This is a genomic window from Curtobacterium sp. PhB190 (assembly GCF_004365385.1).
Classification (GTDB): domain Bacteria; phylum Actinomycetota; class Actinomycetes; order Actinomycetales; family Microbacteriaceae; genus Curtobacterium.
Map to the genome: position 1 here is coordinate 85,389 of NZ_SODN01000007.1, position 13,330 is coordinate 98,718.

Annotated in this window: 12 protein-coding genes; 5 read left to right on the plus strand and 7 right to left on the minus strand. The window is 72.8% G+C overall.

Translation table 11 applies throughout. The annotated features are described in order from the left end of the window. The first annotated feature begins 7 nt into the window (after positions 1–7). Genes EDF47_RS12865 through EDF47_RS12880 form a run of 4 tightly spaced genes read left to right on the plus strand, consistent with a single transcriptional unit; the run spans position 8 to position 5,423 of the window. Positions 8–946 (plus strand): sugar ABC transporter permease, encoded by a 939-nt coding sequence (locus EDF47_RS12865; RefSeq protein ID WP_123293696.1) that lies wholly within the window; start codon positions 8–10, stop codon positions 944–946. 33 nt (positions 947–979) lie between these two features. Beyond that, a complete protein-coding gene (locus tag EDF47_RS12870) occupies positions 980–1,834 on the plus strand; it encodes a carbohydrate ABC transporter permease (protein WP_123293697.1) in 855 nt (284 codons plus the stop codon). Further along, entirely contained in the window at positions 1,831–4,152 is a 2,322-nt protein-coding gene (locus tag EDF47_RS12875; RefSeq protein ID WP_131880784.1) for a glycoside hydrolase family 3 N-terminal domain-containing protein, read from the plus strand. The genes EDF47_RS12870 and EDF47_RS12875 overlap by 4 nt, the downstream gene beginning before the upstream one ends. Further along, positions 4,149–5,423 (plus strand): glycoside hydrolase family 125 protein, encoded by a 1,275-nt coding sequence (locus EDF47_RS12880; protein ID WP_243650108.1) that lies wholly within the window; start codon positions 4,149–4,151, stop codon positions 5,421–5,423. The genes EDF47_RS12875 and EDF47_RS12880 overlap by 4 nt, the downstream gene beginning before the upstream one ends. A 39-nt stretch (positions 5,424–5,462) precedes the next feature. On the opposite strand, the gene pgm is transcribed toward EDF47_RS12880, so the two are convergent. The 7 genes from pgm to EDF47_RS12915 form a co-directional block, all read right to left on the minus strand. Further along, entirely contained in the window at positions 5,463–7,082 is a 1,620-nt protein-coding gene (pgm, locus tag EDF47_RS12885) for a phosphoglucomutase (alpha-D-glucose-1,6-bisphosphate-dependent) (protein ID WP_131846971.1), read from the minus strand. Between the two features lie 104 nt (positions 7,083–7,186). Next, complete coding sequence (locus tag EDF47_RS12890) at positions 7,187–7,432, minus strand: hypothetical protein (protein WP_123293701.1); 246 nt, start codon at positions 7,430–7,432, stop codon at positions 7,187–7,189. A 59-nt stretch (positions 7,433–7,491) separates the two neighbouring features. Continuing rightward, on the minus strand, positions 7,492–8,154 hold the full coding sequence (locus EDF47_RS12895) for a methyltransferase domain-containing protein (RefSeq protein WP_133938295.1): 663 nt from the start codon (positions 8,152–8,154) through the stop codon (positions 7,492–7,494). Continuing rightward, entirely contained in the window at positions 8,151–8,783 is a 633-nt protein-coding gene (locus EDF47_RS12900) for a DUF2064 domain-containing protein (RefSeq protein WP_133938297.1), read from the minus strand. Before EDF47_RS12900 ends, EDF47_RS12895 begins: the two co-directional genes overlap by 4 nt. After that, entirely contained in the window at positions 8,780–9,565 is a 786-nt protein-coding gene (locus tag EDF47_RS12905) for a glycosyltransferase family 2 protein (RefSeq protein ID WP_323742915.1), read from the minus strand. The genes EDF47_RS12900 and EDF47_RS12905 overlap by 4 nt, the downstream gene beginning before the upstream one ends. A 309-nt stretch (positions 9,566–9,874) precedes the next feature. Further along, positions 9,875–10,945: an NAD-dependent epimerase/dehydratase family protein gene (locus EDF47_RS12910; protein WP_133938299.1), complete on the minus strand. Its 1,071-nt coding sequence runs from the start codon at positions 10,943–10,945 to the stop codon at positions 9,875–9,877. Then, positions 10,942–11,886 carry an MTAP family purine nucleoside phosphorylase gene (locus EDF47_RS12915; RefSeq protein WP_133938301.1) on the minus strand — a complete coding sequence of 315 codons (945 nt, stop codon included), beginning with the start codon at positions 11,884–11,886 and terminating at the stop codon, positions 10,942–10,944. Before EDF47_RS12915 ends, EDF47_RS12910 begins: the two co-directional genes overlap by 4 nt. 105 nt (positions 11,887–11,991) lie before the next feature. On the opposite strand from EDF47_RS12915, the gene glp reads away from it, so the two are divergent. Next, positions 11,992–13,218: a gephyrin-like molybdotransferase Glp gene (gene glp / locus EDF47_RS12920; protein WP_133938303.1), complete on the plus strand. Its 1,227-nt coding sequence runs from the start codon at positions 11,992–11,994 to the stop codon at positions 13,216–13,218. Positions 13,219–13,330: the final 112 nt, after the last annotated feature.

Below are 13,330 nucleotides of genomic sequence, written 5' to 3' on the forward strand. Positions count from 1 at the left end.
GCTCCCCATGGCAGTGCTCGTCGAGGAACCACCCGTCCGGTCGGCGTCGACCCCGCCCGGGCCCGCCCGCCGCGGATCCCGCGCCGTCGGCAGCAGCCGCGGCAGCTTCCCGACCTTCGCGATCCCGGCGCTCGTCTGGTACGGCCTGTTCATGATCGGGCCGGTCGTCGCGATGATCGTGATCGCCTTCCTGAGTTGGCCCGGCATGCTCGTGTCGCCGACGTTCGCGGGGCTCGACAACTTCCGGGTGCTGTTCTCCGACGAGACGTTCTGGGCCGCGGTCCGGAACAGCACGGTGCAGATCGTGGTGGGGCTGCCGATCATGATCGTGCTGGCGTTCCTGCTCGCCTTCCACGTCGTGCAGAAGCCGCGCGGGCACAAGGTGCTCCGCTACCTGCTCTTCATCCCGGCGCTCATCTCGGCACCGGCCACGGCGATGATGTTCTACGCGATGCTCAACCCCGACGGCCTGGTCAACGGGGTGCTCGCGACGCTCGGCATCGGCGGCAAGGCCTGGCTGGCCGACCCCGCGACCGCCCTCGGCGCGCTCATCGTCGTCGACCTGTGGGCAGGCATCGGGTACTCGGCGGTGCTCATCGCGAGCCGGCTCGACGGCGTCGACACCGAGGTCGTGCAGGCCGCCCGCATGGACGGCGCCGGATCGTGGCGGCTGGCGTGGGGTGTGTACTGGCCGATCGCCCGCGACTTCATCGGGGTGGTGGCGATGCTGCAGTTCCTCTCGATGCTCTTCAGCTCGGCGCAGAACGTGCTCCTGCTGACCCAGGGCGGCCCGGGCACCGCGACCACGACGTTGTCGTACCTCGTGTACCAGAAGGCGTTCGTCGACACCGACCTCGGCTACAGCCAGGCCGTCGGCGTCGTCCTGTTCGTGCTCGGACTCGCCGGGATGTTCGTCATCCGCCGGGTCCTGCGCAAGACCCACTGACCGCCCCTGACCGACAGACCCCGGGAGACCACCATGGCGAAACCCACCGCCGGCATCCGGCTGCGTGACCGGATCGGCTCCATCACGAGCGGCACCGTGGCGTGGATCTACGCCGCCCTGCTGATCCTGCCCTTCTACTACTTCGTGGTGTCGTCGTTCAAGGACAACGACGGCATCTTCGAGTCCCCGTTGGCGCTGCCCGCGTCGTGGGACCTGTCGAACTTCACCGAGGCGATCCGCCAGGCCTCGCTCGGACCGGCCATCGCGAACTCGGCGATCACGACGGTGGCGGCCCTGGTGCTGACCCTCGTCCTCGCGCTGCCGGCGTCGTTCGCCCTCGCCCGGGCCACCGGCCGCGCCGGACGCATCGTCGAGGGACTGTTCTCGCTCGGGTTCCTCATCCCGTCGTTCGCGGCGCTGTTCCCGACGTTCCTGCTCGCGGCCGGGATGGGGCTGTTCCACACCCGGACGTTCCTCGTGCTCCTGTTGCCCGCGACCGCGATGCCCCTGGCCGTCGTGATCCTGACCCAGTTCATGCGAACGATCCCGCGCGAGCTGGAGGAGGCCGCGTCGATGGACGGCGCCTCGGCGTGGCAGGTGATGCGCCAGGTGTACCTGCCGATCTGCATCCCGGGCATCGCCACCGTGCTGCTGCTGAACTTCCTGTCGTTCTGGAACGAGTACCTGTACGCCCTGGTGCTCATCGGGCCGGACACGGCGCAGCGGACGATCCAGGTGGCGCTCCCGACGCTGAAGGTCGACGCCGGCACCGACTACGGGATGCTCATGGCCGGCACGCTGTTCACGCTGCTGCCGGTGTACCTCGTGTACTCGATCCTGCAGCGCCAGATGCAGCGCGCTCTGGTCTCCGGAGCGATCAAGGGATGACCGAGCACCAGACCGCGCACCCGACCGCGACCAGCCTCGACGTCCGCGCCCGCATCGGCCAGCTCAACCAGCGCCTGAAGGGCTGGGAGGCCGTCCGCTGGGTCGACGGCCGCCCGCGGATCACCGACGTCCTGCGCGCCGAGGTCGACCGGTGGGGCGGGATCGGCGCGGTCTACGGTGTGCTCCGCGCCGACCCCTGGTCCGGCGTGCACTGGGGCAACGGCATCCCACCCGAACGCTCCGCCGAGGCCTACGCCGCCGTGCAGGACCACGTCGTCGCGCACAGTGACGGCGGCGTCCCGACGCTCTTCGTGGAAGAGGTCCCGCACGGGCTGCAGGCCCTCGGCGGCACGACAGTGCCGGTGAACCTCGCCCTCGGCGCCGCGATGGACGAGCAGCTCGTCGAGGACCTCGCGGCCGCGGTCGCCGCCGAGGTCCGCGCCCGCGGTACCCACGTCGCCCTCGTCTCCGGGCTCGACGTCCTGCGCGATCCCCGGTGGGGTCGGAGCGAGGAGTGCTGGTCCGAGGACGCCGCGCTCGCCGCGATCATGGTCGCCGCCACCGTCCGGGGCATGCAGGGCGGCGGTCCGGGCCCGATCGACGACCGACACGTCGCGGTCGTCGCGAAGCACCTGGCCGGGCAGGGCGCCGGCATCGGTGGGCGGAACGGTTCCGGCGCCCCGATCGGCCGCCGTGAGCTCGCCGAGGTGCACCTGCCGCCAGCGCTCGCCGCGGCACGCGAACACGTCGCCGGGTTCATGGCGGCGTACAACGACGTCGACGGGGTGCCGTGCTGCGGCAACCGCGACCTGCTCACCACCACGATCCGCGACACGTGGGGCTGGGACGGGCTCGTGATGGCCGACGGCACCGCCATCGACCGGCTGCGCGACGTCACCCCCGACCCGGCCTCGGCGGCTGCGCTCGCGCTCCGTGCCGGGGTCGACCTGAGCCTGTGGGACGAGTCCTACACGCACCTCGACGGGGCACTGGACCGGGGCCTGATCAGCACCGGCGACCTGGACCGCGCGGTGGACCGGGTGCTCGCCCTGAAGCGCCGCGTCGGCCTGCTCGCGACACCGACAGCACCACCGGCGACACCTGCACCTGCACCAGCACCCGGCCCGGCCGAGAACGCCGAGCCACCGGAACGCGCGACCATCGCGCTCGCTGAACGCGCCGCTCACCGCGCCGTGGTCGCCCTGGGCGGAGCGCTGCCCGCGATCGCACCCGACGCCGTCGTCGCCGTGGTCGGCCCGAACGCCGACGACGTCGACGCCCTGCTCGGCGACTACTCACCTCCGCGGCCGCCCGTCGACCCCGGTGCGTCCACCGTCCGCTCCGCCCTGGAGGCCCGGCTCGGCCCCGCCCGGATCCGCACCGCCCGGGGCAGCGGGCTCCGACAGCCCCTGCCGGGCCCCGACGGGCTCCTCGCGGTCCGCACGGCGCTCCTCGGCGCCGACGTGGCGGTGGTGGTGCTCGGCGGCTCGAGTCGTCGCGCGTACGACGACGGCTTCGAGGACAACGGCGCCGTCAGCGGTCCGGCACCGGACACCACGAACGGCGAGGGGGTCGACCTGGCCTCGATCGCCGTGCCCGACGCGCAGCTCGACGTGCTCCGCGCCGCCCGCGAGAGCGGTCTGCCGGTCGTCGCGGTCGTCGTCGACGGTCGACCACGGGTCCTGAGTGAGGTGCTCGCCCTGGCCGACAGCGTGCTCGTCGTGCCGTTCCCGGGGCCCTCCGGCGGTCGAGCCGTCGCGGACGTGCTGTTCGGCGCCCCGGCCGAGGGGCGACTCCCCGCGACGTGGCCCGGCGCCGACGGCGTCCTGCCCGTGGCGCACGACGAACGCCTCGAGACGGCGCGCGGCTACGTCGACGTGACCAGCCGCTCGACCGTGACCGGTGCACCCGGGCCGGGTGGCGGGGTGGACGTCCGCCTGGCGGAGGGGAGCGACGCGGTGACTGCTGTGCGCCTCCTGGCCGGGGGCACGGTGACCGTCCCGGTGACGGTGCGCAACACGTCGGACGCACCCCGTCGGGTCTCGGTGCCCCTGTGGGGGCGGCGGCGTGAACCCGGTGTCCGTCCGCGGCGACGACGACTGCTCGCCCTGGTGACGGTCGACGTGCCCGCCGGTGGGACCGTCGACACCGCGTACGCGCTCGGACTCGATGCGCTCGGCACGTGGGACGCTGGTCTCCGGCTCGGTGCACGGCCGCTCGAACTCGACTGCTGGACGGACGACGTGCTCGATCCACCCGGGTCGACGCGGACCGTCCGCGTCACCGACGGACAGGAGTCAGTGCGATGGGTGTCGTGACGCAGACGCAGCTCGAGGAGATCACGCCGACGCTGGTGGCGGCCGCCGACCGGGTCCGAGCCGCGGTCGGCACCGAGGTCGGCGACCGCGTTGAGCGCGCGCTGGTCCGCACGCTGCGGGACACGATCTCGCTCGACGACGACGGCGCCTTCGTGATCACGGGGGACATCCCGGCGATGTGGCTCCGCGACTCGACGACGCAGATGACGCCGTACCTGCGGTTCGTGGCGGACGACCCGGCGCTCGCGGACCTGCTCTGGGCGGTCGTGCGGCGGCAGTTCCGGCTGATCGAGCACGACCCCTACGCCAACTCGTTCAACCGCGAGCCGAACGGCGCGCACTACGACCCCGACGACCTGAACGCCGACCCGCTGGTGTGGGAGCAGAAGTACGAGGTCGACAGCCTGGCCTACCCGGTGACCTTCGCGTACGCGCTGTGGCGGGCGACCGGGTCGACCGCGGTGCTGGACGAACGGGCGCACCGGGTGTTCCGCACGATCGTGGCGCAGTGGCGGACCGAACAGGACCACGACGCATCGGCCTACCGGTTCGTGCGCGACGGGGCGATCCCGACCGAGACCCTCGCGCGCGACGGCCGCGGCACCCCGGTCGCGGTGACGGGCATGACGTGGTGCGGGTTCCGCCCGTCGGACGACGCCTGCACGTACGGCTACAACGTGCCCGCGAACCTGTTCGCCGCCGAGGCGCTGCTCGCCGTCGCCGCGATCGCCCGGGACGTCTGGTCCGACACGGGCCTGGCGGACGACGCCGACGTGCTGCGCGCGAGCATCCTGGACGGCGTCCGGCAGCACGGCGTCGTGCCCGGGCCGGCGGGGGAGGACGTCTACGCCTACGAGGTCGACGGGCTCGGTGGTGTGCTGCGCATGGACGACGCGAACACCCCGTCGCTGCTGTCCCTGCCGTTGTCGGCGCCGTCGGTGCTCGACGACTCGGTGTGGGCGGCGACGCGGGACTTCGTGCTGTCACCGGCGAACCCGTTCTGGTTCAGCGGCACCGCGGCCGCCGGTGTCGGCAGCCCGCACACGTTGCCGCAGCGGGTGTGGCCGATCGCCCTGGCGGTCGAGGGCCTCGTGTCCGGGTCGCCGGCGCGCCGTCGGGAGCTGCTCGACGTGCTCGTGGCGACCGACGGCGGGACCGGCGACATGCACGAGTCGTTCGACGTCGAGGACCCGACACAGTTCTCGCGCCCGTGGTTCTCGTGGGCCGACGCGATGTTCTGCGAACTGGCACTGGCGGCGGCCGAGGACTGATCCTCGACCGCCGCCAGTGCGGGTCCTGCGGGTGGTCGGCTAGGCGCCGAGCGCGGCGTCCACGATCTCCTTGGCCTCGCGCTGCACCTGCTCCAAGTGCTCCTGCCCGACGAAGCTCTCGGCGTAGATCTTGTAGACGTCCTCGGTACCGGACGGTCGTGCGGCGAACCAGGCCTTGTCGGTGACGACCTTGACGCCGCCGACGGCCGCGTCGTTGCCGGGGGCCTTCGACAGCTTCGCGGTGATCGGGTCGCCCGCCAGGGTCTCGGCGGTGATGGCGTCGCCGTCGAGCTTCGACAGGCGTGCCTTCTGCTCCTTCGAGGCCGCGGCGTCGACGCGCTGGTAGACCGGGTCACCGAAGCGCTCGGTCAGCTCGACGTACAGCTGCGAGGGGGTCTTGCCGGTGACCGCGACGATCTCGGACGCCAGGAGCGCCAGGATGATGCCGTCCTTGTCGGTGGTCCACGCCGTGCCGTCGGTGCGCAGGAACGACGCACCCGCCGACTCTTCGCCACCGAACGCGACGGAGCCGTCGATCAGGCCGGGCACGAACCACTTGAAGCCGACCGGGACCTCCCACAGACGGCGCCCGAGCGATTCTGCGACGCGGTCGATGATGCTCGACGACACCAGGGTCTTGCCGATGGCGGCGTCGTCGCGCCAGGCCGGACGGTGTGCGTAGAGGTACTCGATCGCGACGGCGAGGTAGTGGTTCGGGTTCATCAGGCCGCCGTCGGGCGTGACGATGCCGTGCCGGTCGGAGTCGGCGTCGTTGCCCGTCAGGACGTCGAACTCGTCCTTGTGCGCCAGGACCGAGGCCATCGCCGAGGGGCTCGACGGGTCCATCCGGATCTTGCCGTCCCAGTCGAGCGTCATGAACGACCAGGTCGGGTCGACGTCCGGGTTCACGACGGTCAGGTCGAGCCCGTAGTGGTCGCGGATGAGGTTCCAGTACGGCAGCGATGCACCACCGAGCGGGTCGGCGCCGATCTTCACCCCGGCACGCTTGATCGCGGCGATGTCGATGATGTTCTCGAGGTCGGCGACGTAGGTGTGCAGGAAGTCGTAGCGGTCGGGGGTGGCGTGCTCGGTGCGCTGCACCTCGGCGTTGCCGCCCTCGATGATCGCGTTCGCCCGGTTGGCGATCCAGCTCGTGGCGTCGCTGTCGGCGGGGCCGCCGTGCGGGGGGTTGTACTTGAAGCCGCCGTCGCGGGGCGGGTTGTGGCTCGGCGTGATGACGATGCCGTCCGCCGTGTCGGGGTTGCCGGCGCGGTTGTAGCGGATGATCGCGTGGCTCAACGCCGGGGTCGGCACGTAGCCGTTGTCGCTGTCGGCCAGGACGTGCACGCCGTTCGCTGCCAGGACCTCGAGCGCGGTGCGCTCGGCGGGGCCGGACAGGGCGTGGGTGTCGCGCCCGATGAACAGCGGGCCGTCGGTGCCCTGCGACTGCCGGTACTCGACGATCGCCTGCGTGATCGCGGCGATGTGGGTGTCGTTGAAGGCGGAGTCGAGCGAGGAGCCGCGGTGGCCGGAGGTGCCGAACACGACCTGCTGCTCGGCGACGGAGACATCGGGCACACGGTCGTAGTAGGCGGCGACGAGCGCGTCGATGTCGACGAGGTCGTCTGCGGTCGCGGGGGTGCCGGCGCGGTCGTTCATGGGTCCATCCTGGCATCGCGCACCCGGACGCGTCCGGCCGGCGCACAGCCCGGGCCGCAGAGCGCGGCCTGAGCCGTGTCCGCCGACCGGGTCGACGGCACGGCTCAGGCGGTGCGGAACGAGCCGGTCGCCGTGCGGAACGAGCCCGTCGCGGTGCGGGTGGACGCGGTCCAGGTGCCGGGACGCGACCGCTGCACGTCGGTGAAGCGCCCGAGGCGTCCGGTGATCGGCGCACCCGTGTAGGTGCCGACCGAGTCGGTGGAGCGGGTGCCCGTGAAGGACCCGCGCTCGTCACGGCCGCGGAGTCCGGACACGAAGGTGCCGCCGAGCGGGAAGGTGCTGTTCGTCATGTGCTCGACCGTACGTGACTGTCTTGCATGATGCAAAACAAGTGCACGAACGTGCGTGATCAGGCCATGAGCTCGCAGAAGCTCCGGCCCGCGACCGTCCAGCTCTGCCGCGCCACGAGGCCGGCGTCCGCCGCGTGCCGGTGCAGCGCGTCGAGTCCGACCTCGGCCCAGGGGAACCCGGCGCTCTCGTGGCCGTCGGCGTCCACCACGCGGGCGGTGTACACCCGGTCGGCCAGCGGGTCGGGGTTCGTCTCGACGATCACCCGGCCACCGGCGCGGACGATCTCGGCGCAGCGCTCGAGCAGGGCGGCGGGGTCGCCACCGATGCCGATGTTGCCGTCGATGACCAGGGCGGTGTCCCAGTGCCCCTCGTCGGGGACCGCGTCGAACACCGACCCCTGGATCGCGGTGCCACCGGACCGCTGGGCGATCGCCACGGCCTCGGCGGAGACGTCCACGCCGAGTGCGGGGATGCCGCGGTTGCGCGCGGCGACGAGCATCCGCCCGGGGCCGCAGCCGATGTCGATCACGGGGCCGTCGGCGTCGTCGAGCAGCGAGCGGTCGACCCGGTCGGCCGCGGCGCTCCACCGGCCGACGTCCATCGTCGTGACGACGTCGGGGCGGTCCGGGTCGGTCAGCCGGAGCCGTCCGTCCGAGCGCAGTGCCCGGGCGTACGGCTCGCCGCCGCCGGCGCCGAAGGAGACGGGTGCGTGCATGGTCATCGGAGACTCCCCGCGGTCTCGGCACGGAGTGCCTGGGTGAAGCCGGAGTCCGGCGCGAGTTCGGCGACGCGTTCGGCGTCGGGCATCGTGTCGACGTCGAGCAGCTCGCCGAGGATCCCGACGTCGAGGCCGGCGTCGGTCAGACGTGCGAGCTGGACGGCGCCGGTGTCGTCCTGCGACATCGGGACGCCCCGGAGCAGGTCGCCGGTCGGGGCCTGCAGGTAGAGCGACCAGAAGCCGCCGTCCTCGGCGGGGCCGAACCACGCGTCGCGCTCGGGCTGGTCGAACACCGGGGCGAGTGCGTCGGTGGACACCTGCGGGGTGTCCATCCCGACGAGCAGCAACGGGCCGTCGATGGCGTCGAACAGGAACCCGAGGCGCTCGTCGAGCCCGCCGCCGGGCTGGTGGAGGACGTCGAAGCCCTCGGCCGACTCCGGGACGACGTCACCGTCGAAGAACAGCACGCGGCGCTCTGCGGGCAGGGCGCGGACGGTCGACAGGGTGTCGGCGAGGCTCGCGGACGCCACACGGGCGGCACCCTCGGGGGAGAGCGCCGGGGTCAGCCGGGTCTTCACCTTGCCGGGCAGGCACTCCTTCGCGACCACGGCCACGGTGATGCCGGCGGTCATGCGCGCGTCCCCTCGACCGAGGCGGTGACGGGTGCGGAGTCGGGCCGTGCCGCGGAACCGGTCGCGGCGGTGGAGCCGGCCACGTGGCGGACGGACGCCGGTGCGACGACCCGGACACGGGCCTCCCGGCGGTACGCACGCAGCAGGCGGGTCATGTCGCGGACCGCGTTGATCGTGCCGCGGAGCGTCCCGGTCACCTTGCTGTCGCCGATGCGCTGCGCGTAGCCGATGTCGGACTCGTCGACGCGCCAGCCCGCCGCGTGCGCGGCCAGCACCATCTCGAGCGGGTAGCCGCTGCGGCGGTCCTGCAGGTCCAGGGCGACGAGGTCCTCGCGGCGCATGACGCGCATCGGGCCGAGGTCGCGCAGGCGGTAGCCGGTCGCGCGGTGCATGAGGACGGCGAGGACGCGGTTCGCGAACCGTGCGTGCGGCGCCCAGGCGCCCTTGCTCGTCGGGACACGTCGTCCGAGCGCCAGGTCGACGCGGCCGCTCGCGACGCGGTCGACCAGCGGCGGCAGTTCGGCGGGGTCCATCGAGGCGTCCGCGTCGCAGAATGCGACGAAGTCAGCGGTGGCGGCCGCGACGCCCGCGGCGCAGGCGGAGCCGAAGCCCTTCACCGGTTCCGTGACGACGAGGGCGCCGTGGGCGCGGGCGACGTCGGCGGAACCGTCGGTCGAGCCGTTGTCCACCACGATCGCGCGGTAGCCCTCCGGCAGGCGTGCGATCACCTTCGGCAGGGCATCGGCCTCGTCGAGGCACGGGAGGATGACGTCGACACTCATGTCCGTCATTCGGTGCCGGTCGTCAGATCGACGGGTGTGTCCTGTCATGCACTCGACGTAACACGACGACGCGCGTCGGGGTACAGGAAATCTGTACCCGATGGTCAGTCAGCGCACTGTTTCGGGGCGGGGTCCCCAGAACGGGGGACAGGCGGACGGGAGGTCCGTGGCGGGCGTTCTGGTCCGGTCGCGTCCGCCGCGTGGTTGCGCTGGGCGCGGGGCGCGCGGGGCGCGCGGTGCGCTCGCTTGGTGAGCAGGAATGGTCGGGTCGCGTCCGGCGACCCGACCATTCCTGCTCACGAAGTGGGGCTACTGGACGGCGCTCCGGAGGGGAGCGGTCGCGAAGTCGCGCATGCCGGCCGCGAAGTCGACCTCGGCGCGCCAGCCGAGCTCGTCGGCGATGCGGTCCGAGCTCGCCGTGACGTGGCGGACGTCGCCCAGGCGGTACTCGCCCGTGACGACCGGCTGGGGGCCGTCGGGGCCCGCGATCGCCGCGGCCATGTCGCCGATCGTGTGCACGACGCCGGACCCGACGTTGTACGCGCGGAACGAGTCGGCGGGCAGGTCGGCGGTCGCGGCGATCGAGGCGGCGTTCGCTCCGGCGACGTCGTCGACGTGCACGAAGTCACGACGCTGGGCGCCGTCCTCGAAGACGCGGGGGGCCTCGCCGCGGGCCAGTGCCGAGCGGAACAGTGAGGCGACACCGGCGTAGGGGGTGTTCGCGGGCATGCCGGGTCCGTAGACGTTGTGGTAGCGGAGCGCGATCGCCCGCCCGCCCGTCGCGCGCGCCCAGCTCGAGGCCAGGTGCTCCTGCGCGACCTTCGTCTGCGCGTACACGTTGCGGGGGTCGAGCGCGGCGGACTCGTCGATCAGTCCGGGCAGCAGGGGGTGACCGTCCGCGCCGATCGGGTCGAAGCGACCGGCGTCGAGGTCCTCGCGGCGGCGGGCCGGCGGACGGACGGGCTCGCCGTCGGACGTCGTGTAGGCGCCCTCGCCGTAGACGACCATCGAGCTCGCGACGACGAGTCGGCCGATGTCGTGCCGGTCCATGCCGGCGAGGACGTACGCGGTGCCGGCGTCGTTCGACGAGACGTAGTCGGGGGCGTCCTGGAAGTCGACGCCGAGGCCGACCTTGGCGGCCTGGTGGCAGACGACGTCGACGCCGTCGAGCGCGGCGTCGAGCGAGACCCGGTCGCGGACGTCGCCGTGCACGAACTCGATGCCCTGCTGCTGGTGCGCGCGCACGACCTCGCCGGGATCGCCGTGGACGTCGTCGCGGAGGGAGTCGAGGACGCGGACCTCGTGGCCGTCGGCCAGCGCGCGGCGGACGATCGCGGAGCCGATGAAGCCGGCGCCGCCGGTGACGAGCAGGCGGGTCATGCGGTGGGTCCCGTGGTCGCGGCGGTGGGCTGGGTCTGCACGATGCTGGCGCTGGCGCTCGCCGGGACGAGTTCGCGCGGCGTGAAGTCGGCGGGGATCGCGCCGACGATCCCGCCGATGGCGCGGACGATCACCTCGTTGGCGCGGGCGAGACGCTCCATCACGAGGGCGTGTGTGACGGGTGCGCCGGCGTCGTCGGCTGCGTCGCCCGTGGCCGCTGTGCCCGCCGTGGCCGCTGCGTCCGCCGTGGCCGCGTGGGCGGCTGCGGCTGCGGCTTCGTCCTCGGTCGGGGCCAGGCCGGCGTCGGCGTCGGTGACGAACGACAGGTTGACCGTCGCGATGCCGAGCTCGGCGGCGAGCGGGACCTCGGGGGTCATCGTCATGTTGATGGTGTGGCCGCCGGCCTCGCGCAGCCAGACGGACTCGGCGCGCGTCGAGAAGCGGGGGCCCTGGATGACCACGCACGTGCCGGTCGGACGGAACGGCACATCGAGTGCTGCGATCGCGTCGACGGCCGCGCGGCGCAGCGTCGGGTCGAACGGGTCGGCGAACGACAGGTGCTGGACGTCCTCCTCGAAGAACGTGTCCGCGCGGCCGAAGGTGCGGTCGATGAGCTGGTCGGTCACGACGAAGGTGCCCGGGGCGTAGTCGGGGTGCAGACCACCGACGGCGCTCGAGGACACGATCGCCCGGACGCCCAGGGAGCGGAGCGCCCAGAGGTTCGCGCGGTGGTTGATGCGGTGCGGCGCGACGGAGTGCTCACGACCGTGCCGGGTGAGGAACGCGACCCGACGGCCGGACATCGTGCCGATGCTGATCGGGCTCGACGTCGGGCCGAACGGCGTCGGCACGTCCAGCTCCTCGGCGGTCCCCTCCTCGAACAGCTGGTAGAGGCCGGAGCCCCCGATGACACCGATCGTCACGGCTTCGTCGTTCTCCACAGGTCCTCCGAAAGGTCGTCGGCGCGGTCTGCGCGCTGGATACGCTACTGACGCCGGCCCCGGACGAACCGGGAGCGGCGACACCATCCCTGTTCGGAGGCACCTGTGCGAACGATCGGTCAGCACCGCGACGACCTGGCAGCGCTGCTCGCGCCGGTCCTGGCGGGCCTCGGGGGTGCGTCGTGGCGGATCGACGACCTGGCCGTCGACGGCCGTGCCGGTCACGGGCACCGCGTGCTCGCTGCACCCGTTGCCGCACCGGTCCCGTTGCCGCCCTTCGACAACAGTCAGATGGACGGCTTCGCGGTCCGGGTGGCCGATGCCGGGCAGGACGTCCGGGTCGTCGCGCCCATCCCCGCCGGGGTCGTCCCCGCACCGCTCTCCGCCGGCACAGCGGCACCGATCATGACCGGCGCGCGGATCCCTGACGGCGCCGATGCCGTCTTCCCGGTGGAGGCCACGTCGCCGGGGTCCTTCCCGGCTGCGCTCGAACTGGTGCACGTCACGGTGCCCGCTGACCTCGTGCCGGGCACCTTCGTGCGGGCGACCGGCAGCGACCTGGCCCTCGGTGCATCCATCGCTCCGACCGGAGCGCCGATCACCCCCGCCCTGCTCGGTGCGCTCGCAGCCGCCGGTGTGTCCACCGTGCAGGTTAGTCGACCACTGCGGGTGCTTGTGGTCTCGACGGGGTCCGAGCTGCAGGGCGCGGACACCGACGCGGCGACGATCGGCGACGCGAACGGCATCGCGCTGCAGGCGGCGCTCGCCGAGGTCGGTGCTTCGTCCCGCACGGTCCGGGTTCCCGACGACGTCGACGCGTTCGTCACCGCGCTCGACGACGCCGTGGGGGACTGGGCCGACCTCGTGCTCACCACCGGGGGCATCAGTGCCGGTGCGTACGAGGTCGTGCGGCAGGCACTCGAACCCCGCGGGCTCGCCGTCACCCCGGTCGCGATGCAGCCCGGCGGGCCGCAGGCGTTCGGCAGCGTGGAGCTCGCCGGTCGACCGGTGCCGGTGGTGTCGTTCCCCGGCAACCCGGTGTCGGCGCTCGTCTCGTTCGAGGTCTTCCTCCGTCCGCTGCTCGCGCCCCTCGTCGGGCTGCCGGCCGACCGCCCCGTGCTGCACCTGCCCGCTGCTTCGGCTGCGCAGTCACCGGGTGGCAAGCACCAGGTGCGGCGTGGACGGGTGGCCGACGGGGTCGTCCACTTCGTGGGCGGACCGAGTTCCCACCTGCTCGCGCACTACGCCGCCGCCACGCACCTCGTCCACGTCCCGGTGGGGGCCGACGCCGTCGAACCCGGTGACGTCCTGACCGTCTGGAGCCTCCGATGACCGCACCCGTCGACACGTCCGATCAATCAGGTCCGTCCGATCAGTCGGGTCCGTCCGAGCAGGCCGATCCGTCCGACGCGGCCGAGCTGTCGCACGTGCGCGCCGACGGCTC